22 protein-coding genes are annotated in these 19,586 nt (G+C 61.3%); 3 read left to right on the top strand and 19 right to left on the bottom strand.

Translation table 11 applies throughout. From position 1 onward, the window contains the following. Positions 1-117: 117 nt before the first annotated feature. Entirely contained in the window at positions 118-483 is a 366-nt protein-coding gene (locus tag U1R88_RS12825; RefSeq protein WP_322431569.1) for a hypothetical protein, read from the top strand. Positions 484-513: 30 nt separating this feature from the next. Here U1R88_RS12825 and U1R88_RS12820 read toward each other — a convergent pair whose 3' ends face one another. From U1R88_RS12820 to U1R88_RS12810, 3 genes are all read right to left on the bottom strand, one after another. After that, on the bottom strand, positions 514-951 hold the full coding sequence (locus tag U1R88_RS12820) for a ribbon-helix-helix domain-containing protein (protein WP_322431568.1): 438 nt from the start codon (positions 949-951) through the stop codon (positions 514-516). Positions 952-963: 12 nt separating this feature from the next. Beyond that, the gene (locus U1R88_RS12815; protein WP_322431567.1) at positions 964-2,955 is read right to left on the bottom strand and encodes a conjugal transfer protein TraG; all 1,992 of its coding nucleotides are present in this window, start codon (positions 2,953-2,955) and stop codon (positions 964-966) included. Between the two features lie 117 nt (positions 2,956-3,072). Further along, a complete protein-coding gene (locus U1R88_RS12810) occupies positions 3,073-3,372 on the bottom strand; it encodes a DNA -binding domain-containing protein (protein WP_322431566.1) in 300 nt (99 codons plus the stop codon). A 103-nt stretch (positions 3,373-3,475) separates the two neighbouring features. On the opposite strand from U1R88_RS12810, the gene U1R88_RS12805 reads away from it, so the two are divergent. Then, the gene (locus U1R88_RS12805) at positions 3,476-3,733 is read left to right on the top strand and encodes a helix-turn-helix domain-containing protein (protein ID WP_322431565.1); all 258 of its coding nucleotides are present in this window, start codon (positions 3,476-3,478) and stop codon (positions 3,731-3,733) included. A 139-nt stretch (positions 3,734-3,872) separates the two neighbouring features. On the opposite strand, the gene U1R88_RS12800 is transcribed toward U1R88_RS12805, so the two are convergent. From U1R88_RS12800 to U1R88_RS12730, 15 genes are all read right to left on the bottom strand, one after another. Then, positions 3,873-4,832, bottom strand: a complete 960-nt coding sequence (locus tag U1R88_RS12800; protein ID WP_336624883.1) for a LysR family transcriptional regulator — start codon at positions 4,830-4,832, stop codon at positions 3,873-3,875. A gap of 161 nt (positions 4,833-4,993) precedes the next feature. Continuing rightward, positions 4,994-5,737 (bottom strand): SDR family NAD(P)-dependent oxidoreductase, encoded by a 744-nt coding sequence (locus U1R88_RS12795; RefSeq protein WP_322431563.1) that lies wholly within the window; start codon positions 5,735-5,737, stop codon positions 4,994-4,996. A gap of 261 nt (positions 5,738-5,998) precedes the next feature. Further along, on the bottom strand, positions 5,999-6,424 hold the full coding sequence (locus tag U1R88_RS12790; RefSeq protein WP_322431562.1) for a DUF1304 family protein: 426 nt from the start codon (positions 6,422-6,424) through the stop codon (positions 5,999-6,001). A gap of 25 nt (positions 6,425-6,449) precedes the next feature. Beyond that, a complete protein-coding gene (locus tag U1R88_RS12785; protein WP_322431561.1) occupies positions 6,450-6,872 on the bottom strand; it encodes a nuclear transport factor 2 family protein in 423 nt (140 codons plus the stop codon). A 15-nt stretch (positions 6,873-6,887) separates the two neighbouring features. Then, complete coding sequence (locus U1R88_RS12780) at positions 6,888-7,139, bottom strand: hypothetical protein (protein WP_322431560.1); 252 nt, start codon at positions 7,137-7,139, stop codon at positions 6,888-6,890. A gap of 98 nt (positions 7,140-7,237) precedes the next feature. After that, a complete protein-coding gene (locus tag U1R88_RS12775; protein ID WP_322431559.1) occupies positions 7,238-8,233 on the bottom strand; it encodes an MDR family oxidoreductase in 996 nt (331 codons plus the stop codon). 54 nt (positions 8,234-8,287) lie between these two features. Next, the gene (locus tag U1R88_RS12770; RefSeq protein ID WP_322431558.1) at positions 8,288-9,076 is read right to left on the bottom strand and encodes an enoyl-CoA hydratase/isomerase family protein; all 789 of its coding nucleotides are present in this window, start codon (positions 9,074-9,076) and stop codon (positions 8,288-8,290) included. Beyond that, on the bottom strand, positions 9,073-10,023 hold the full coding sequence (locus tag U1R88_RS12765; protein ID WP_322431557.1) for an alpha/beta hydrolase: 951 nt from the start codon (positions 10,021-10,023) through the stop codon (positions 9,073-9,075). The genes U1R88_RS12770 and U1R88_RS12765 overlap by 4 nt, the downstream gene beginning before the upstream one ends. 2 nt (positions 10,024-10,025) lie before the next feature. Continuing rightward, the gene (locus U1R88_RS12760; protein ID WP_322431556.1) at positions 10,026-10,604 is read right to left on the bottom strand and encodes a carboxymuconolactone decarboxylase family protein; all 579 of its coding nucleotides are present in this window, start codon (positions 10,602-10,604) and stop codon (positions 10,026-10,028) included. Continuing rightward, on the bottom strand, positions 10,601-11,020 hold the full coding sequence (locus U1R88_RS12755; RefSeq protein ID WP_322431555.1) for a hypothetical protein: 420 nt from the start codon (positions 11,018-11,020) through the stop codon (positions 10,601-10,603). The genes U1R88_RS12760 and U1R88_RS12755 overlap by 4 nt, the downstream gene beginning before the upstream one ends. Further along, positions 11,017-12,141, bottom strand: a complete 1,125-nt coding sequence (locus U1R88_RS12750; RefSeq protein WP_322431554.1) for an alkene reductase — start codon at positions 12,139-12,141, stop codon at positions 11,017-11,019. The genes U1R88_RS12755 and U1R88_RS12750 overlap by 4 nt, the downstream gene beginning before the upstream one ends. A gap of 52 nt (positions 12,142-12,193) precedes the next feature. Next, positions 12,194-12,916, bottom strand: a complete 723-nt coding sequence (locus tag U1R88_RS12745; protein ID WP_322431553.1) for a hypothetical protein — start codon at positions 12,914-12,916, stop codon at positions 12,194-12,196. Then, complete coding sequence (locus U1R88_RS12740) at positions 12,913-13,734, bottom strand: alpha/beta fold hydrolase (protein ID WP_322431552.1); 822 nt, start codon at positions 13,732-13,734, stop codon at positions 12,913-12,915. Before U1R88_RS12740 ends, U1R88_RS12745 begins: the two co-directional genes overlap by 4 nt. Positions 13,735-13,985: 251 nt before the next feature. Continuing rightward, on the bottom strand, positions 13,986-14,783 hold the full coding sequence (locus U1R88_RS12735) for an SDR family NAD(P)-dependent oxidoreductase (protein ID WP_322431551.1): 798 nt from the start codon (positions 14,781-14,783) through the stop codon (positions 13,986-13,988). A gap of 566 nt (positions 14,784-15,349) precedes the next feature. Further along, complete coding sequence (locus U1R88_RS12730; RefSeq protein ID WP_322431550.1) at positions 15,350-16,546, bottom strand: alpha/beta fold hydrolase; 1,197 nt, start codon at positions 16,544-16,546, stop codon at positions 15,350-15,352. A 261-nt stretch (positions 16,547-16,807) separates the two neighbouring features. Here U1R88_RS12730 and U1R88_RS12725 point away from each other — a divergent pair, with 261 nt between their 5' ends. Continuing rightward, positions 16,808-17,776 carry a GlxA family transcriptional regulator gene (locus U1R88_RS12725; protein ID WP_322431930.1) on the top strand — a complete coding sequence of 323 codons (969 nt, stop codon included), beginning with the start codon at positions 16,808-16,810 and terminating at the stop codon, positions 17,774-17,776. Between the two features lie 141 nt (positions 17,777-17,917). Here U1R88_RS12725 and U1R88_RS35660 read toward each other — a convergent pair whose 3' ends face one another. Further along, positions 17,918-19,153: a DUF3363 domain-containing protein gene (locus U1R88_RS35660; RefSeq protein WP_425545431.1), complete on the bottom strand. Its 1,236-nt coding sequence runs from the start codon at positions 19,151-19,153 to the stop codon at positions 17,918-17,920. Between the last annotated feature and the right edge of the window lie 433 nt (positions 19,154-19,586).

Raw genomic sequence — 19,586 nt, 5'->3', positions numbered from 1 at the left:
TGATTAAAAGAGCCGGAAGTTTGGCTGCTTCAACAAGTATCTAACAGCCGGCGGGCATAGCGCAGAAAAGGCGGCAATCGGCGGGATTGAAAATCCCACGATCGGTAGTGATGAGCTATGTCTACTCTTGTCGAAATCAGAAAAGGCAACGCGATGAGCAATAATCCGGGCAAGAAGGGCAAGCCTGCGCCGTGGGTCAAGCGAGAGCGCGACGATCGCGACCGAGCGCTGGACGAGTATAAGCAGGCGCATCATCCCGCCTATCGGGCGTGGCGCGAGGCTCGTAGCGAAGTCGGCAGGAAATCCCGTGCGGAAGCCGAAGCTCTGTTTCCGGACTTGTCGGGCATCAGCCAGTCGATGAAACACTCTGAGAAGGCGGTCGGCACCTGGGACAAAGCGAACAAAAATCCGATGACATGGGAGGAATCCCAAGCATTGGAAGCTGAGTTCGCCAAAACCTATGTCCTGATCGACCGCTCATAGGACGTGCGGCTGGACGATCAGCGGCGTCCGTCATCCTGACGTATCGCCACCATTTCGCCCGGCGTCGATGTCCCGTGACAGCTCCTTCAGGAACCGGTCGCCCGTCGCCAGTCTCCGCCCGAGCGATTGCAGGAACCCGTCGAAGCGTTCCGCCCCCTTCGCCCGCGCCGATGCCTGGGCGCTATCGGGCAGCGGCGGGGTCACGGTCAGCCAGAAGCGGATGAACAGCGACAGCGTTTCGCCGACGATGGCGAGATCCTCGTCCAGCCCATCGACCTGACGGCCGAGCTTGTCCATGCGGCGGGCGAAGACAGCCTCCAGGCGCTCGGAGGCATCGGCCGACAGGAACGACGCCACGGCCGCCTCGATCACGGCCGATTTGGAGACATTGCGGCGGAGCGCCAGCGCTTCGACCTTCTTCAGAAGATCCGGCTCGAAATAGACATTCATGCGGGTCTTGGTCTGCATGGCGGCGGCTCCTTACAGTTCGATGCCGTCGGCCGGGTCCATCGTCGCCTGACGGGCGACGGACGTGACCTGCTGGCGGATGGTGCGAGCCTTGGCGGCGTCCACGTCCGGTTCGTCGTCGAGCACATCGAACTCGTGCCCGGCCGGGCGGTCTTCCGACACGATCTCCTCATGCTCGGGCAGTTCCGGCTCGCGACGGATGCCGGCATTGGCAGGATCGGTCGCGGCGACGTCCGGCGTCGGCGGTGCGGATGGTGCGGTGGGCGTTGGTATCATCAGCGCCGACCAGTCGTCGCCTGATTGGATTTGCGGGGTCTTTACTCCGACGGACAGGTCCGGCGGCGGCAGCAACCGCTCCTTGAATCGGGTATCCTCGTAATAGCGCGCCTTCCTCGCCCGGATCGGCGGCACGCCCGCGACCAGCAGCAGTTCCTCGGTCGGCGGAAGCTGCATCACCTCGCCGGGCGTCAGCAGCGGCCGAGCCGTCTCCTGCCGCGACACCATGAGATGGCCGAGCCAGGGCGACAGCCGGTGGCCGGCATAGTTGGTGGAATCGCGCATCTCGGTCGCGGTGCCGAGCGAATCCGACACCCGCTTGGCGGTGCGCTCGTCATTGGTGGCGAAGGCGACGCGGACATGGCAATTGTCGAGCACCGAATTGTTCGCGCCATACGCCTTCTCGATCTGATTGAGGCTCTGCGCGATCAGAAAACTCTTGATGCCGTAGCCGGCCATGAAGGCCAGCGCCGACTCGAAGAAGTCGAGCCGCCCCAGCGCCGGAAACTCGTCGAGCATCAGCAACAGCCGATGGCGTTTGACGGCGTTCAATTCCTCGGTCAGCCGCCGCCCGACCTGATTGAGGATCAGGCGGATCAGCGGCTTGGTGCGGGCGATGTCGGACGGCGGCACGACGAGGTAGAGGCTGACCGGCCGCTTGCCCGAGACGAGATCGGCGATGCGCCAGTCGCAGCGCGCCGTCACCTTCGCCACCACGGGATCGCGGTAGAGGCCGAGGAACGACATGGCGGTGGACAGCACGCCGGAGCGTTCGTTGTCGGATTTGTTCAGCAGCTCGCGCGCCGATGAGGCAATGACTGGATGGACGCCCGCCTCGCCGAGATGCGGCGTGGACATCATGGCGCGCAACGTCGCCTCCACCGGGCGCTTCGGATCGGAGAGGAAGTTGGCTACGCCGGCCAGCGTTTTGTCAGCTTCGGCATAGAGGACATGCAGGATCACCCCGACCAGCAGCGAATGGCTGGTCTTCTCCCAATGGTTGCGCTTGTCGAGCGCGCCTTCGGGATCGACCAGGATGTCGGCGATGTTCTGAACGTCGCGCACTTCCCAATCGCCGCGACGCACCTCCAGCAGCGGATTGTAGGCCGAGGACTTGGCGTCAGTCGGATCGAACAGCAACACGCGGCCATGCCGCGCGCGAAAGCCCGCCGTCAGTCCCCAATTCTCGCCCTTGATGTCATGGACGATGACGCTGCCCGGCCAGGTCAGCAGCGTCGGCACGACGAGACCGACGCCCTTGCCGGAGCGGGTCGGCGCGAAGCACAGCACATGCTCCGGCCCGTCATGGCGCAGATAGTCGCGGTCCAGCTTGCCAAGCACCACGCCATCCGGGCCGAGCAGCCCGGCTGCCTTTACCTCCTCTGGCGAAGCCCAACGCGCCGAGCCGTAGGTGGCGACATTCTTCGCCTCGCGTGCTCGCCAGACCGACAGGCTGATCGCCACCGCGATTGAGAGGAAACCGCCCGACGCGGCGATAAACGCGCCCTCGATGAAGATCGGGGGCGCATAGGCGTCGTATGCATACCACCACCAGAAGAAGGCGGGCGGATAGTAGAAGGGCCAGCCGCCAAGCTCGAACCACGGCGTACCGAGTTGTCCCTGAAAGCCGAGCCGCCACGCCGTCCACTCGGTCGCGCCCCAGATCGTCGCCAGCACGATGACGACGACGATGGTGATCTGGCCCCAGAGGACACGGCTTCCCGACATACACGCTCCGATCGGCAAAAGAGACGGAGCCGATCAGAGAATAGGCGGTTTCGCGAGAAGCAACAGAAAAGAACAGCGAGCGTGTTGCCGGATACCGTGGCGTAGAAATCGGACGGGTCAGTGCCGCGTGTTGCGGGCTTCTTCGACAGCCTGTTCCAGAATGCGCCGGTAGCCGATCTTCGTCATCCACTGCGCACGGGCGAGATGGCTTTCCCAGCACGCCCGAGTCCGAACTTGCTCGGCTACCGGATCACGATGCAGCACTATCCGCGCCACTTCGGTCCAGTCCGCACCGTCGGTTTCGGCGTCCAGCAGGCGCAGATAGGTGACGAAATGCGCCTCGTCATAGAGAGTCACGTCCGGTTCCATCGGCGCCAGGTCATTAACGTCAGGATCGAGTTCGGGTTTGACGCGCATCTGGTCCTCCCTCGGACCCACGGAAACGATAATCCTGAAATGGGATAATCCCAGATCAGGATTAGCGGAACTGCTCCCCTTTTTCAATGGAGAGCCGTTCCGAATGCAGAAAACCTTGCGCTCGCCCCGCCAACAACTTCTTCAGACACTTCTCTCGGCAGCACGCAAGGACAGAAATCTGACGCAGGCGGAACTAGCCGAGCGACTGAACAAGCCGCAGTCCTTCGTCGCCAAGTATGAGAACGGAGAGCGACGGATTGATGTTGTCGAGTTCGTAGATATTGCGGCTGCGCTTGAAGTGTCCACCGCTGAAATACTGTCGAGAATCGAATCGGTCGGTCGCGGATCAATAAGCAACTGACGCAGGAGGCATTGGCGGATCGCTCGGGCTTGAGCGCCCGCTACGTCGGAGCGGTCGAACGCGCCGACGTATCCGTAGCGTTACTGTCCTGGCCAGGTTGCGGCCCTTGGGTATCAAATCGGGCTCGCTTCTGAAGGCGTTAGGCGGGCCGAACTGACTTGCGCATTTCGTCGGCAAGGCTGAGCAGGTTCGCCAACGCAGCGCTTCGATTGTGCGGCGACCATACGGCGCTGAACCGTGCCTGCTCCGTCTCGTCGGCGACCGGACGGAAAACGACACCTGGGAATGGAACATGCGTTGCAGCTTCGCACATCAGCGCAATGCCTTCGCCATCCGCGACCATGTGCATGAGCGTATCGCGCCCGACATCGAAACGGCGGATACTCGGTGCTCTCTCCTGCTCGGCGATCCGCCTGACAATGTGGTCGTTTACTTGCGGTCCAGTGCCGCCTTGCCGAACAAGGAAGGCTTCAGAGGCGAGATCCTGCCACGAGACCCGCTCAGCCAAGGCGAGCCTATGATCGGCCGGCAAGGCAACAACGAAAGCTTCAGTCCAAATCTGCCGGGAGTGGCAATCCGACGCATCCACTGCCCCGACGACGAAGGCGATGTCGAGCGCGCCTTCGCGGACTTGCCGGATTGTGTCGGCGGATCGCCCCTCAGCGATCACGAATTCGATGGTCGGATGCTCCTCGCGATACCTGCGTTTGAGATCGGCGAGGAAGCCGGCCGCGATCGAGGAATGCAGTCCGACATTGAGATGCCCGATCACACCCGTCGAAATCGCTCCCGCCGTCTTGATGGCATGATCGAGATGCTCGATGCCAGTCGAGATCTCGGCAATGAAGCTGCGTCCGGCCTCGGTCAACCGAACGCCGCGATGCCGCCTCTCGAATAGCAGGATGCCGAGATCCTCCTCCAGCGCCTTGATCCGTGTGCTTACGCTCGATTGGCTGACACCGAGAATGTTGGCTGCGTGACGGAAATTGAGAACATCGGCGACCGTCACAGCTTGCCTCAAGGCGACGAGAGGAATTCTCCCGAGGCCGCCCGGAGGAAGAGACAATGAATCAAGTGTCTGCTTCTTGCTGCTCCGCATCTACCGTCATTCACTCGAAGATTTTCACGAGGGATCTGGCTGTTCCTCGAAGGGCTACGGGAAACAGGTTTTGGATGGCGAGGGGTTGACTGAGCGGCAGCATCACTGACCTTCATTCGTGCGTCGCGCAAAAAAGGTGAGCCCGACGAGAGATGTTGCCATCACGCGCCTACTCCGCCATCCACGGCAATCACGGAGCCCGTGATGTAGCTCGCCGCCGGAGAGGCAAGGAACGCTACCACCGCGGCAATCTCCTCGGGCTGAGCATAGCGGCCGAGCGCAGTGACCGACTTCAGCCAGTCAGCGAATGGGCCACTGTCCGGGTTCATCTCGGTTTCGACCGGGCCGATCGCAAGCGCGTTGACGGTGATCCGCTTCGGCCCAAGGTCGCGCGCGGCGCCTTTGACATAACCAGCGATCGCAGCTTTGGTGGACGAATAGTCGGCTAGGCCCGGCGCGCCAACGCGGACCGCCGCAGTAGACGACATCGCAATGATGCGCCCGCCCTCGCCAATGATCTGAGAGGCAGCTCGTATTGCTGCGATCACGCCGGTGACGTTCACAGCATGCATCCGGTCAAGTGCGGTGGTGTCGTTGATATCTACGGCACCTGCTTCGAACACACCTGCGTTTGCAACGAGAATATCGAGCTGTCCGAATTCTCGGTAGACGTCGGCGACAAGCGCCGCCACTTGCGCCGAATCTGCCTGATCGGCCTTGAACGCCTTTGCGCGAACGGTCTTCCGCTCCATATCGGACACAACGGACATGGCCCTATCTCCACTCGCGGAGTAGCTGATCGCGACATCCGCGCCGAGATCGGCGAGCGCCATCGCAGAGGCTGCACCGATGCCGCGCGAACCGCCTGTCACCAGTGCGACTTTGCCGGAAAGTGCCTTTGTCATTGTCAATCTCCTTTGTTATCTTTGTCGTCAAGATTTCGCATTAGCGTCTGTCACCGCGCGGGAAGCCGTCGGCCTCTATGCCCGTGAGAACGACAACAGGACTTCGTAGGCCGAAGCCTTCCTACTAGGCACCGAATTCGCGGGTCATAGCTTTGATAGCCGCCGCGCAAGTCGCGATTAGAGAACTCAGAATATCCGCCCCGAGGCCTCTCCGGTTTATCGCAATTGGTTCGCCGCGAGCGCGCGCCAGTCCCTTTTATTCTAGACCTGCTGTTGTGTACGATCACGAACGCACCAAATAAAAAAGAGCGCGAACATTGGGAAGAGCGCCTGCACAATTCCTAAAACGTAAGCACTTGTGGTTGTCAGCAATATTCCAGCTGCTCCCAAGGCAAACAAACATGCAAACTTGATCAGAGTCAGGCCGGGCTCAACCTTCCCCCGCGCAACGAGGATAAGCCCCGCTATTCCGGCCAGTCCAAGCATAAGGTTGTAGACGCCCTGATTAACAAACAGGGTTCTCAGTATTAGCGCCTGTTCGCTGACCGGATAATCGAGCCCCGAATTGAGCTGAGGCAGGAGGAAATTGTGGACTGGGGGCCACATCCAGAGAACTGCCTCGACCAGGAAGAACGCGAAGTAAGTTACAGTTACTACGCTAGCGAACAACGTTACGGATTTTCTCATCGTCGCTTCCCCCAATATATCACTGTCATTTCGCGCCATCCTGCTTAGCGTCAGGAAAGATATTTCCAAACATTGGTAAACCACTCCGTGATGACTTTGCCGTGGCCTCGTCCTGGATGACGTCCCAATGCTCAACGAGCTGGCCCTCATTCATTCGAACGATATCAACAACAATCCAGTCTGCCGTCTGACCAATCCCCGAAAATCTACCATGCAACATCAGCAAATCCCCTTCAGCCATAATCAACCGGTTCTCGTATTTCAGCGTTGCCGGAAGGTTTCGAACCAAATCGAAAAGCCCATGGCGCCCTGGCGCAATGTGGGCACTGTGCTGGATGTAATCCGGCGACCAAAATTTCTCCGCCTCACGCAAGTCTCGCCTGTTAAACAGGGTCTCAAACGCCTCAAGCACGATAGATTTATTCATCTGTTCAGATGTTTTCTTCATTTTTTCTCCAGATACTCACAGCATGTCCGGGGATTCCCAAAGCAGCGCCGTCACCGCCGTTAGATCGTGAGCGCTCTTGGCTGCCACAAAGCGCGTAAAGAAGGCGCGAGCCTCGTCATTGCGGGAGGCCGCCGATGCTGGCCCGGCAATCGCCGCCGTCATCGCGAGAAAAACGAAAGCGGCGCGTAGCGTGGACAAGCGGACGCGTGTGAGCAAACTCCAGACGATCGGAGTATTCGACGAATGTTCCAATGCGGCCACCTCCATTTTTACTCGGGACTCGGGGAATTTTGCTATCGGCTCAGGGTACTCAACTAGCGTGTCGACTACAGCGAGGGATCGGTCAGATCTGGTGCCTGGGTGTGTCAAACGGCCACCAACGTCCTGCCGCGAACCTGTCCCCGCATGATAGCTGCCGCTCGCGCGGGAAGCTCATCAAGCCTGATTTCCTCGACTACGCTGGTCGGCAAACCGTCTGGGATGACCTCGGCCAACCGTTTCCAAGCGGCAATCCGGGTCTTGTTCGGGCACTTCTCAGAATCAACCCCTAAGAGCGCCACGCCGCGCTTGATGAAGGGAAGAACCGTCGTCTGAACGTTCGTACCTCCAACCAAGCCGAGTGCCGCGACGGCGCCGCCGTAGGCGGTACTGGCGAGCACGTTCGCCAGCGTGGCGCCGCCCACATTATCTATCGCGCCAGCCCAACGCTCAGGGAGCAATGGCTGCGCAGGTATGTCGCCGATATCCTTCGCCAGCACGATCTCATCTGCCCCGAGCGCGCGGAGATAGGGTTCCTCCTCGGCACGCGAGGTCGCCCCAAAAACACGATAGCCAAGCCGGTGCAGCAGCATGACCGCGACGCTGCCGACCCCGCCGGTAGCACCCGTCACGAGGATGTCGCTGCCCGCAGCGACGCCGCACCGCTCCAACGCGTTGACGCACAGCATGGCCGACAGGCCAGCGCTGCCGTGGGTCATCGCCTGGCGCATCGTCATGCCCGTCGGCACTGGAACCAACCATTCGGCTTTGACGCGGGCTTTTTCGGCGTAGCCGCCCCAATGCCGTTCGCCGATGCCCCATCCGGTGGCAATGACCTCGTCGCCCGGCTTGAAGCTGTCCGAATTGGACTCGTCCACGATGCCGACGAAATCGACCCCAGGCACGAAGGGGAAGCTCTCAACGAGTTGGCGATGCCCTGCGCCGGTGATCGCAAGACCGTCCTTGTAGCCCATGTCGGAATAATGGACGCGGACGAGCACGTCGCCCTCCGGCAGGTCGTCATCCGTAAGGGTTTCGATCGCGGCCTCGATCGTCTCAAAGGGCCGGCGGAGTACCAATGCTTTGAAGCTGTCGCTGGGCATGAAGGCTGCTTCCGATCTGGGTTCGAGTTGGTCTGCCGAATGATGAGTGCGCCGTTATCGGCCTTTGAACGAGAAAGCTGGCCGGGGTCTGCCTTCTCGAAACGCTTCAACAGAAGTTTGGAGAGCCAGTGTCACGTCGTCGGTGTCGAAGAGCGGCATGGCGATGTCGAAGATAGCCTCGTCGGCGACGACGACCCCTCCAGTCGCCCAGATGCGCAGCAGCGCCTTGTGTGCGGCATGGGCTCGCGTTGGCCCGCCCGCCACCTTGCGCGCGAAGGCCGTCGCCTCGCTCAGGAGGTCTGCGTCGGCCACCACCCGATTGACGACCCCATGGTCCCGCATCACCGTCGCCGGCACTTGCTCGGATGTGAGAGCCCATTCCATCGCGCGTGCCCGCCCGGCGCGCTCGGCGATGCGGTAGATACCGCCCAGCAGCGTCACGATCCCGATCGATTGTTCCGGATGGCCGAAACGCGCCGTCTCGCCGGCAAAGATGACGTCGGCACGCAGGGCGAGTTCGAGGCCACCACCGAAGCACAAACCCTGCGTCGCAGCGATAGTCGGCATCGGGAGGCGTTCGAACCGATTGAACGCTGCCATGTAGGACTCAAACGAGGTCCGCAATTCCCGGCTGGTCATCTTCGGCCACGGGACGATGTCGCCGCCAAAACTGAAATCGGGTCCCTCGGCATGAACAAGCACGGCGCGCGCTTCACCGCGTTCGATCTCGTCGAGCGCCGCCGCCAATTCAACGACCATCTGTGCACCGATCCGATTTTGCGGCGGATTGGTCAGGGTGAGCGTGGCGAGTTCATCGGTAACGCTGAGGCGAATATGGGTCATAGTGTGCCCTCCGATGATCGGCAAAGATGGTCGCGAAACCAGGCGACGGCTGCTTCACTCGCCCTTGCGAACTGTGACAAATAAGGGTCGAAGTGCCCCCCCTTCACCGTCACGAGCTTCTTCGGCTCAAGGGCGCGTTCGTAGGCCGCGAGCGCGAGGTCGGTCAGGGTGATAGCGTCCGCCATCGCCACGATGAGCATCAGTGGAGTCGGCGATACACGCTCGATCCAGGCACCCGGCTCATACATCCGCGCGGCTCGGCCGGACCGTAGCGTCACTTCGTTGCTCCAGCAGCCCTCGGGCAGGTCCTGGAGGTAGAAGCTGATGGCGTCAGGCGAGCGATAAGCGGCAGGCTTCTCGCCATCATTGCCGACGACCGCGATCCGCTGTCCTGGCTCGCCACGGAATCGGCGCCGGTCATCCTCGACGAAAGTCGCCTCCAGTCTGGACATGGCGTCGGGCGCCACGCGGCGTAGGCCTTGTCCGTAGCCGCTGATGGTCGGGACTTGCGCGACCACCGCCTTGAGCCGCCGGTCGGTGGCGCCGAGCACGATCGCGTGGCCTCCGGCATAGCTCGTGCCCCACAGGCTGATGCGATCTGCGTCGACCTCGGGTCGGCTTTCTAGGAACGAGATCGCAGAACGCCAGTCGCTGATTTGCTGCCAAGGATCGATGTCGCCGGGCTCGGGAGCGTCACTGCCGCCGAAATTGCGATGATCGTGCAGCAGGACGACGAAGCCAGCCTCGGCAAAGGCGCGCGCGAAGGGGAAGAGGCCGTGATGTGCGGTGCCGGCATAGCCATGCGCCATGGTGATGGCCGGTAGAGGCGATGCAGCTTCGGCTGGTCGGAAGAGCCATCCGCGCAACACGACACCGGGCTCGGCGGCAAACGCGACATCCTGCTGTTCGATCGTGAACGGCCTCGATGCAGTGTCCAAACTGGCCATGTTCAACCCTCCCGGTCCGGCGCAGGAACGTCGAAACCGTTCAGCGTCGTCGCGACGAAGGCATAGACGCCGACGAGGAAGACGAGCTGGGCCGCGCCGGTTTCGCCGAAGGTTTCGACCGCCAGCCGCCAGGTCGGCTCTGGAACCGGGCCGCCGCGGCAAAGCGCCAGCGCCATATCGAAAGCTGCGCTTTCATCGGCGGCAAGATCGTCCGGCTTGATGTTCGAGACCAGTGCCGAAATCCGGGCCAAGGGCATACCGACCCGCTCCGCGACCGCAACATGCGCGTAGATTTCGTAAGCGGCCCGGTGGTGGCCGCCTACAACGAGGATCACGACCTCTTTCACGCTGGCCGAAAGCACTCCGATCGCATTGACCGCCTTGGTGAGATCCCACGATCCCTTGCCGACGGCCGGATGGTGGAGCGACACATTCCAGGGTCCGATCATTTTGCCGTCGGGCTGCTCCGTCTTGAATGCGTTGAAGCCGGTAGCGATGCCCGCGCGCATATCGTCGTAAAGCGCCTTCTGGTGCGGATCGAAATCGGCCGGATCGATGAGAGGAAGCCGCCGCATCGTCATCGCCCCGGGAAGGGTAGCGGGATGAGCTTGCCTTCGAGGCGCCGCGCCAGTTCTGCCGAGAACGCAACCACCTGCTCATAGGGGCTGTGGAAAAGCTGGATTGCGTCGATCAGGCCTTGGTCATTATGACAAAGGATCGTCACGCCGGCGACCTCTCGCCCCTGAAACTTGCCCTGCCACTCCAGACACATCCGAGAACCTTCGCTCGTTTCATGGGTGAAGCCGATCGTGTCGTACATCGTGCGGGTAGCGTCGAAGAAATGCCGCACGTTGACTGGCCCCACGATTCGATCGCTCGCAACTGAAGTGACGAGCGCGACATCATCGGTGAAGGCTGCTGCGAAGGCCTCCTGCGTGGGGCGACTGATGATCTCGAGCCAATGCCGGCCCGGCACGACGGTTGGGTCGCCGGTCATACCGCCGTCACCTCATGTTGGAGGGGCAAGGTCGGGTAGTCGGTGTAGCCGTGCGCATCGCCGCCATAGGCAGTCGAGCGATCGAAGGCGTTCAGGGAAGCACCGGCGCGTATGCGCTCGGGCAGGTCGGGATTGGCGATGAACATCCGGCCAAACGCCACGGCGTCGGCTAGCCCGGCCGCGATCGCATCGATACCCATCCGGGTCGTGTAGCCCCCAGCGGTGATCAACGGCCCGGTAAACAGGTGCCGGAACAAAGCGGCATTGTTCGCACTGTCGACACTCGCATCGTCCGCCAAGCCGATTGACGAGGCACGAGGCTCGATCAGGTGAAGATAGGCAAGGTTGCGCTTGCCCAGTTCGCCGATGACATAGCTGAAGTGCGGAACAGTATCGCTGTCGCTGAGGCCGCCGAGATTTCCGTGCGGAGACAGGCGAACCGCTGTCCGATCGGCGCCAATGTCGGCGCTGATGCCATCGACGACTTCGAGCAGCAGCCGCGCCCGGTTCTCGATCGTGCCACCATAGGTGTCGGTGCGGTGGTTGCTGCCGTCCTGCAGGAACTGATCGAGCAGGAAGCCATTCGCGCCGTGGATTTCAACGCCGTCGAACCCAGCCTCGCGGGCGTTTTTCGCAGCTTGCCGGAACGATCCGACCATCCCCGGCAGCTCATCCGTTTCCAGTGCGCGCGGGACTTCATAGGGGAGCTGGGTGAAGCTGGGCGTATAGGCATTGCCCGGCGGCGCGATGGCCGAGGGCGCTACCGGCAGACTGCCGTCGGGATTATAGCTCGAATGCGACCAACGGCCATGATGGACGATCTGCAGAACGATGCGTCCGCCATGCGCATGAACGGCGTCGGTGACCGCACGCCAACCGGCGATCTGTTCGGCCGTATGGATGCCGGGCATCTGCGGATAGCCATGCCCCTGGACGCTGATCGCCGTTGCTTCGGTGATGATGAGTCCGGCCGACGCACGCTGCGCGTAGTATTCCGCGCTGATCGCCTGAGGAACGCCTCCGGGGCCGGCCCGCATTCGTGTCAGCGCAGGCATGACGATGCGGTGAGGAAGAGCAAGTGCGCCGAACTGAAGCGGCGCGAAGAGGATATCAGTGGACATTTTCCGCCTTTCGAAAAGGTTTTAGGCGCGGGGCCAGCGCCCCGCGCTGCAATCAGCTGAATGTCAGCGCGCCGAAGTCGAGCGTGACCAGCAGTGGCTCCGGAACCTTCTGCAAAGCGTCGTCATAGGCATAGATGCGACGCGTGGTTGGCATCTTGATCCCTTGGAACTCGCGGTACTCCGAGGTGTAGTTCGCACCACTATTTCCGTTCAGGATGTCGACGGTATAGTCGTGACGGCGCATCAGCCCGTCGGGGCCGAAATGTGTGATCTGCGTCTTGGTATGGCTAACGATGTGATCCGGGAAAGTGACCTTTAACCGCCGCCATTCCTCGCCATTCTCATGCCATGGCTCTATCTCTTCCGTCTCGAAGCCGGGATAGGTGTAGAGAAACGGCGATGTCAGATAGGTCCACAGCGCCTCGCTGCTGAAGAATGCCGCCTGCAGCGGATCCCATGGGTCGGCGAACTCCTGGCCGACAAAGGCCGCCTCCGGATCGTGACGGGTTTCGACAATGTCGCCGGCCAATGTTTCGACAGTCAGCTTACCGGGAACGAACACGCTGCGCTGATCGGGCTTCAGGAACGGCGTGATCGTCAGATGCTCGGCATGGGTCTTGATTTCGAAGACCTTGTCTAGCAGCAGCCCGGTTTGCTGCTTGAAGTCCCAGATCGCGCCGGCGATCGAAACCTCGGCCCGAAGCTTGGTGAAGGCGTTCCAGCGGTCGAGGCCACCATGCGCCTCGACCGCGAATGAGAGGAGATCGCTCATCATGATTTCAGAAACGCGAGGAGGTCAGCGTTCACCTGGTCGGCATGGGTCACGCATAGCCCGTGCGGGGCGCCGGCATATTCCTTCAGCGTGGCGTGCGGCAATGCCTTGACCTGTCGACGCGACGCCAGATCGATCGGGACGATCTGATCGTCGTCGCCCTGAATAAGCAGCGTCGGGATCGTCATCTTCTTGAGGTCTTCGCGGAAGTCGGTCTCCGAGAACGCCTTGATGCAGTCATACTCGCCCTTGACGCTGCCCGTCATACCCTGCCGCCAGAAGGACTCGATCTGTCCCTGCGAGACCTTGGCGCCCGGCCGGTTGTAACCGAAGAACGGCATCGCCAATTCCTTGAAGAACTGCGCGCGGTCGGCAACGAGGCTTGCGCGCAATCCGTCGAAGACGCTCATCGGCGCGCCTTCGGGGTTGCTGGCGCTTTGTGCGAAATAAGGAGGCACTGCGGAAATCAACACTGCCTTTGCGACGCGATGGGTGCCGTGGCGGCCGATGTAGCGGGCAACCTCACCGCCGCCCGTCGAATGCCCGACCATCGTCGCGCCGCGCACGTCGAGTGTTTCGAGAAGGGTCGCGAGATCGTCGGCATAGGTGTCCATGTCGTTGCCGGTCCAGGTCTGATCCGATCGGCCATGGCCACGGCGATCATGGGCGATAACGCGGTAGCCATGATCGGCCAGGAACAGCATCTGCGCATCCCACGCATCCGCGCTCAGCGGCCAGCCGTGCGAAAAGGTCACGACCGGGCCAGTGCCCCAATCCTTGTAGTAAATCTTGGTGCCATCTTTGGTGGTTGCCATTGTCATGGGAGCATTTCCTTTGTGAGAAGCTTTGGAGGGTGAAGCGGTGCTGGACTTCGCCGTTTCGGCGAGCGCTATCGTTGGGATGCTGAGTGCCGCCGCGAGACCTCCGCCCGTTGCGAGCAGACCGCGTCGGGAGGTCAAGAACTTGTTCGTAGGGTCATCAGCGGTCATTTGAATTCTTTCCATCTATTGGCGTTCATGGTTGGACGAGGCGATGCCGTGCCGGCACCGCACCGAATGAAGTTGCCCATCGGTCAACCGATTCCGAAGCGCGGAGCTGCAAACGCGCGTGACAGGTTGGGCGCGAGCGCGCGCCGCGCGGCTTCATAGGCCGCCCAATCGCTGGGGTTGGGTAAGGACGGGATTGTTATGAGTTCTCCTTGATCGAGTCCGGCAAGCGCGGCATCGACGAGATCATCGGCCGACATGACAATCCCCTCAGGAAGATCCTCTAGCGAAGTGCCCGTGATCCCCCAGAACTCGGTCGCGACTGCACCCGGTAGAACAGCCTGAATGCGTATTCCTTTGTCGGCGAACTCATGGTGCAACGACCGGGAAAACGTGAGCACGAACGCCTTGCTCGCGCCGTAAGCGCCGTTCAGGAGTTCGGGCGCGATCGCCAAAATCGACGCGATGTTAATGATCGTCCCAGTGCCGCGTGCGACGAATCCCGGCACCGCCGCGCAGACCAGTCGAGTGACAGCAACGATGTTCAACGCGATCATCGCCTGAATCTTATCGCTGTCGGCAGCAAGGAGAGTCGGTGCGACGCCAACACCGGCGCTATTCAAGAGCAGAGTGATGCTTGCATCGGTTCGGACCACCTTTTCGATCCGGGCCAGATCGCTTTGCTCAGTAAGGTCAGCAGTGAGGATTTCGATGGATTGGCCCGTTTCGTCGGTCAATCGGGTAGCCAAATTATGAAGCTTATCGGAGCTACGTGCGACAAGAATTAGGTTATATCCACGAACAGCCAATCGATCCGCGTATACTGCACCAATTCCTGAAGAAGCTCCGGTAATGAGAGCCGTTCCTTTATTATCTATGCTCATGACCAAACCCCTGCAGACGTCAGAATATTTTCAGGCTGCTGATCTGAACCTACACGGGGCGGCCGGCTTCTCGAATGTCGGAAACCCCTCCTTTTCGGACATCGGCGCATTCTGACGGCTATTGGATGTCGATGCAGTGTCTCCGACGAGCATCCGGCGTCTCGCTCAAGACCAAAGATGGCCCGTCATACAGAGCGGCTCTACCGTCGAAACAGATCGCTCATAGGGCACTTTAGGAACCCTGCTTCTTGTGGAGGCTGTTAGATTTGAAGGGCGCGGCGCGGCGTGATTCAAGCTTTTGATGTGGACCGCGTCTACCCAACGGATCCGACCGACGCGGAATGGGACATCATCGCCTGTTGCTGCCTGTGGCGGCCAAGAGCGGACGACCGGTCGCGACAGATCTGCGCGAGGCGCTGAACGTCTCCGGACGCAGCCGATACTTCCGGTTTCGCGTCGCTGTCGGCGTGAGCGAGCGAGGCGATCGGACTCATCGTGGCGGTAATGATCGCCATGCCGGCTGTCTTAATCCAACCGACAGCGCTGGGGAGGATGCCCGTTGGTCCTTACGCGTTTCCGAGCATGACCTTGGCGACCTGCTCGGGCGCATCGATTTGCACCCAGTGCCCCGCTCGCAGCAAATGGAGAGAAGGATGCTTCAGATGCGACCGGAAGTCCTCAGCCACGCCTGTATTAAGATAAGGATCGGTCTCTCCCCAGATCAGCTTGACCGGGATTTCAAGCGCCTCCATCTCGTGAAGGCGCTTGGTGTTTCTGGCGACCTCCACGAAAAGCTCTGCGGTCATCTGTGCGAAGGCAGGGGCGGAACTGGGCTGCTTGCTGAAATTGTTGTCGATGATCGGGCCGAGGAACGACGCATAATACGCCTTCTGATTTTCCGGCAGAGCCTGCTGAAACTGCGCTCGCTGAAAGTTGAGCACCCAGGCAAATTGCTCGGGGCTTTGCAGAATAGCTCGCGTGAGCGCCTTGAGGTTGGTGGTGGCGAAGAGTTCGATGAACTCCGGAAACCGGACGGTGGGCGCCGCGGCGTAGACCGAATTGAGAATGCAGAGCGAGTCGACGTGTTCCGGGTGTTCAATCGCGAAATTGACCGCGGCAGGACCGGATGAGTCGTGCGCTACGGGAACAATCTTACCAAGGGTCAGCGCCTCGACGACCGAATGAAGGTCACCCAACTGTTGCTTGAAACTGTATTTGGCGCCTGCGGGTTTGTCGGAAGCGCCGAAACCGAGGAAGTCGAACGCGACGACCCGGCGCCCGCCAGCGACCAGATATGGTATCAGATCGTCATATATATGCAGGTTATCAGGGAAGCCGTGCATGACTACGAAAGCAGGACCGGCACCTTCGTAGTCACGAGCATAGATGTTGCCCTGATCGCGCGGAATGCGATGCTCAGTAAAGGGTGGCTTGCCGCCGATGGCGCGATCTAAGCTTCTCAAGGTGTCGGTCATATCGCATCCTTCCAATGGCGCTTGTTCGATCGAATCGCTGGCGGCGCCGAAACAGCGTCCGAATTGCGGACCGCCCAAACCGTGAGGCGAACGCGGCTCCGGGTTGAACGCCGCGTCCCCCAACGTTTTCGAGGCCTCCCCGATGAAGCAGCAAGCGCGCGACAGGTGGGATTGATCAGAAAGATCGCAGCGCTCGCGCGCACCCCTCGCCGTTTCGTTGGCTGCTGGTCCGAACCTATACGGGACGGTCGGCTTCTCGAATGTCGGAAACACCTCCTTTTCGGACATTCGGTCATTGATGGTTGATGCAAAGCTTGCGAATGATGAAGTAAGATCTCATCTCGGGTCTCGGGGGAATGCGTCAGCAGGACTATCCACTTTAGACACTAACTCCGCACCTCAAGACCGAGGAAAGCAACGTGACCGAAATAACAAAACAACAGGGCATGAAGATATCTCCACTGCTAGATGAAACATCGAAATTGAGAGCACTCGCATCGAACGTGTATCAGCGTGATCGTGCCAATTATCCTGCGGATGGGAATTGAAATGCTACGCATAGGCTTCGTCATATTCCCTGGCTTCGGTGTTATGAGCTTTTCCGCGATGTCGGTCTTTGAAACCGCGAACACTGAGTTCGGTGATCAATACTATGATGTTCGTCTCCTTTCTGAGATCGGCGGCTCGGTACGCAGCTCGATTGGCGTCGTTGTCGAGACAGAAGCCTTTGGGGATAGCGAATTCGACACGGTCATCATTGGCGGCGGCGGCAATATGCCGTTCTCGCCCGGCCTTCTTGTTTATCTGCGGCAAGCCGCTAGCGAGTCACGACGCCTTGCCGCAACCTGCACAGGGGCCTTCTTTCTGGCGGAGGCGGGGCTGCTCGACGGCTCCCGGGCCACCACGCACTGGTTTTACGCGGACGACTTCCGCAAGCGATATCCGAAGGTCAAGCTGGAAGACGAACGACTGTTCATTATTGATGGTTCGATATGGACGTCGGCGGGGATGACGGCGGGCATCGATCAAGCTCTAGCGATGGTCGAAAAGGATCTCGGCCCTGAAATCGCTCGCGCAGTTTCGAAGAGCTTCGTTCTTCACAACCGACGCACGGGTGGGCAACCCCAATCGTCGGTGTTACTCGATATGGGTCCAAAGTCCGACCGGATTCAGACCGCACTCACCTACGCACGAAAAAATCTGCATACACCGCTGACCGTTGAGCAGCTAGCAGAGGCGGTGCACTTGAGCCCTCGGCAATTCAGTCGAGCCTTTCGAGCGGAAATCGGTATTCCCCCTTCAAAGGCAATCGAGAAACTAAGGATCGAGGCGGCCCGCCTGCTTGTCCAAGACGGGAGGCACCCGATCGAGGTCATCGCCCGGCAGACTGGTTTCGGTGACGACGAGAGGATGCGGCGCGCCTTTTTGCGAGCGTTTGGAAAGCCGCCGCAGGCGCTGCGTCGGAATGCCCGAGGAGAAACAGAGGTCGCTGAAGAAGATGAAGCGGCCCCTTCATAGAATCTACAGCCAGCGCGAGAGCTTCCGGTTCGTGCGGCTTTCGGATTCAAGCGGCCCTCCGCCGAAGCTGCAGGAATCCCTCTCGTAGCCTGACCCAGCCCGCAGCCTCCGGAGGTCGATAGCCCGGAACCTTGGCTCAGGTTAAATCCCCAAACCCCGCGCTCTTCCGAGCTGCCATGTAACCGATCCGCCCTGCACGATCCCCGTCACCTCTTTGCCGAGCTGGCGGTCGATCACCGGCCGCCACGGGACCAGCGTGAACTCGTGGCTCTTCTCGACGGTGGCGAACTTGCCGCTGGTGAGCTGGACCGTCCCGGTGAAGGTGCCGCTGACGGTCTCGCCGTCTCCAGCCGCGCGGAACGGCATCGGCTTTGTCGCCGCCAGTTCCGCCCCGGCGCGGGCGACCTCTCGCGCCTCCAGCGTCGATAGAAGATCGCGGCGGTAAAGGATGCGACCGTTCTGCTGGAGCGCGGCGTCGCCCTGTTCGATCAGCCGCTCGCGGCGGCGATCCATCGCCTGGCTGACCTCCTGTCCGAACCCCGCCGGCGCGATGTCTGACGGTCCGCGCCCGACCAGCCGCCGGTCCAGCCAAGTCGCCCCGTCAGCAGTGATCTGCTTCTCCAGATCGAAGGTTGAGAGGACGCGAATATTGAGCTGGCCGCCATGGCCCGCATCATGAGCGGCGGCCCGCGCCTCGAAGTCCTGCGGGATGCGCCACTGATCGGCGTCGATCCGCTCGACGACGCCGCCCCGGCGTAGCGCCTCCAGTCGGCGGACATGGGCATCGACGAAACCGTCATAGTCGCCGCCGGGCACGCGGCCGTCGAAGCGGGCCTGCTCCAGATGACGGCTCGGCCTGTAGATACCGTCCTCTGCCATGCCGGCGATGGCACGGTCGGCCGGGCGCGGTCCGGCGTCAGTCGTGCCGATCTCGATGACGCTGCCGATCCGGGCGTCCGCGACCTTCGCCTGATCGACGCCGGAGATGTGATGCGTGCGGCCGTCGATGCCGTCGATCACCAGCGTCAGGTTCTCGCCCAGTTCGTCGGAGAGAGACTTGTCCACCACGCGGCCGACGATCGGCGTCGCGGGCGCGGCGTCGTGAATCTGGAAGCTCATCGGATCGCGGTCATGGCCCTCGGCGCGCATCGCCTTCTGCATGGTGCGCACGATGTCACCGCGATCGCCCATCTCGCGCAGCGTCGGCTCCAGCCGGTCGCTCAATTCCCAGACGCCGGATGACTGCTCGGCGGCGAGACCCATCTTCTCCAGCTTGCCGAGACGGCGAAGGCGAAGCGTCCGGTCCTCCTGGCCCCGTATATCATCCGGCGCATGACGCAGGTCGAGCCGTCCATCCTCGGAGGCCTCGTTCAGCATTGCCCGGTCGATTCGGGTGAAACGGTCTTGGTCGATCTCGGCCGTCAGCTTGCGCCGCTGCTCGATCTCGGTGACGGGACCGAGTTCCAGCGTCGCCAACTCACTCGCCCGTTCGCGAACGCCGTTGGCGAGATAGTCGCCGTTGATGACCAGATCCTCGCCGAGATCGTCGCGGCCGTTGACGATGACATGGACATGGGGGTGGCCGGTGTTGAAGTGGTTGACCGCCACCCAGTCGAGCTTCGTGCCGAGATCGGCTTCGACCTGCCGCATCAGGTCGCGGGTGTGGCCTGTCAGGTCTTCGATGTCGGCGCCGTCCTCCGGTGAAACGATGAAGCGGAACTGGTGACGGTCGTCCTTGCCGCGATCGAGGAAGGCATCGCTATCGGCGCGGTCCTCGGTCGCCGAATAGAGCCGGCCGCGCTCGCCATCG

Source organism: Labrys sedimenti, from assembly GCF_034424805.1.
Taxonomy (GTDB): Bacteria; Pseudomonadota; Alphaproteobacteria; order Rhizobiales; family Labraceae; genus Labrys; species Labrys sedimenti.
This window is presented reverse-complemented; position numbering and strand designations above follow the sequence as displayed.

What these genes read in the sequence shown, in the direction of transcription:
- U1R88_RS12825 (WP_322431569.1), top strand. Translation starts at nt 118, where the DNA reads ATGTCTACTCTTGTCGAAATCAGAAAAGGCAACGCGATGAGCAATAAT.
- U1R88_RS12820 (WP_322431568.1), bottom strand. Translation starts at nt 951, where the DNA reads ATGCAGACCAAGACCCGCATGAATGTCTATTTCGAGCCGGATCTTCTG.
- U1R88_RS12815 (WP_322431567.1), bottom strand. Translation starts at nt 2,955, where the DNA reads ATGTCGGGAAGCCGTGTCCTCTGGGGCCAGATCACCATCGTCGTCGTC.
- U1R88_RS12810 (WP_322431566.1), bottom strand. Translation starts at nt 3,372, where the DNA reads ATGCGCGTCAAACCCGAACTCGATCCTGACGTTAATGACCTGGCGCCG.
- U1R88_RS12805 (WP_322431565.1), top strand. Translation starts at nt 3,476, where the DNA reads ATGCAGAAAACCTTGCGCTCGCCCCGCCAACAACTTCTTCAGACACTT.
- U1R88_RS12800 (WP_336624883.1), bottom strand. Translation starts at nt 4,832, where the DNA reads ATGCGGAGCAGCAAGAAGCAGACACTTGATTCATTGTCTCTTCCTCCG.
- U1R88_RS12795 (WP_322431563.1), bottom strand. Translation starts at nt 5,737, where the DNA reads ATGACAAAGGCACTTTCCGGCAAAGTCGCACTGGTGACAGGCGGTTCG.
- U1R88_RS12790 (WP_322431562.1), bottom strand. Translation starts at nt 6,424, where the DNA reads ATGAGAAAATCCGTAACGTTGTTCGCTAGCGTAGTAACTGTAACTTAC.
- U1R88_RS12785 (WP_322431561.1), bottom strand. Translation starts at nt 6,872, where the DNA reads ATGAAGAAAACATCTGAACAGATGAATAAATCTATCGTGCTTGAGGCG.
- U1R88_RS12780 (WP_322431560.1), bottom strand. Translation starts at nt 7,139, where the DNA reads ATGGAGGTGGCCGCATTGGAACATTCGTCGAATACTCCGATCGTCTGG.
- U1R88_RS12775 (WP_322431559.1), bottom strand. Translation starts at nt 8,233, where the DNA reads ATGCCCAGCGACAGCTTCAAAGCATTGGTACTCCGCCGGCCCTTTGAG.
- U1R88_RS12770 (WP_322431558.1), bottom strand. Translation starts at nt 9,076, where the DNA reads ATGACCCATATTCGCCTCAGCGTTACCGATGAACTCGCCACGCTCACC.
- U1R88_RS12765 (WP_322431557.1), bottom strand. Translation starts at nt 10,023, where the DNA reads ATGGCCAGTTTGGACACTGCATCGAGGCCGTTCACGATCGAACAGCAG.
- U1R88_RS12760 (WP_322431556.1), bottom strand. Translation starts at nt 10,604, where the DNA reads ATGACGATGCGGCGGCTTCCTCTCATCGATCCGGCCGATTTCGATCCG.
- U1R88_RS12755 (WP_322431555.1), bottom strand. Translation starts at nt 11,020, where the DNA reads ATGACCGGCGACCCAACCGTCGTGCCGGGCCGGCATTGGCTCGAGATC.
- U1R88_RS12750 (WP_322431554.1), bottom strand. Translation starts at nt 12,141, where the DNA reads ATGTCCACTGATATCCTCTTCGCGCCGCTTCAGTTCGGCGCACTTGCT.
- U1R88_RS12745 (WP_322431553.1), bottom strand. Translation starts at nt 12,916, where the DNA reads ATGATGAGCGATCTCCTCTCATTCGCGGTCGAGGCGCATGGTGGCCTC.
- U1R88_RS12740 (WP_322431552.1), bottom strand. Translation starts at nt 13,734, where the DNA reads ATGACAATGGCAACCACCAAAGATGGCACCAAGATTTACTACAAGGAT.
- U1R88_RS12735 (WP_322431551.1), bottom strand. Translation starts at nt 14,783, where the DNA reads ATGAGCATAGATAATAAAGGAACGGCTCTCATTACCGGAGCTTCTTCA.
- U1R88_RS12730 (WP_322431550.1), bottom strand. Translation starts at nt 16,546, where the DNA reads ATGTCCGAAAAGGAGGTGTTTCCGACATTCGAGAAGCCGACCGTCCCG.
- U1R88_RS12725 (WP_322431930.1), top strand. Translation starts at nt 16,808, where the DNA reads ATGCTACGCATAGGCTTCGTCATATTCCCTGGCTTCGGTGTTATGAGC.
- U1R88_RS35660 (WP_425545431.1), bottom strand. Translation starts at nt 19,153, where the DNA reads ATGCTGAACGAGGCCTCCGAGGATGGACGGCTCGACCTGCGTCATGCG.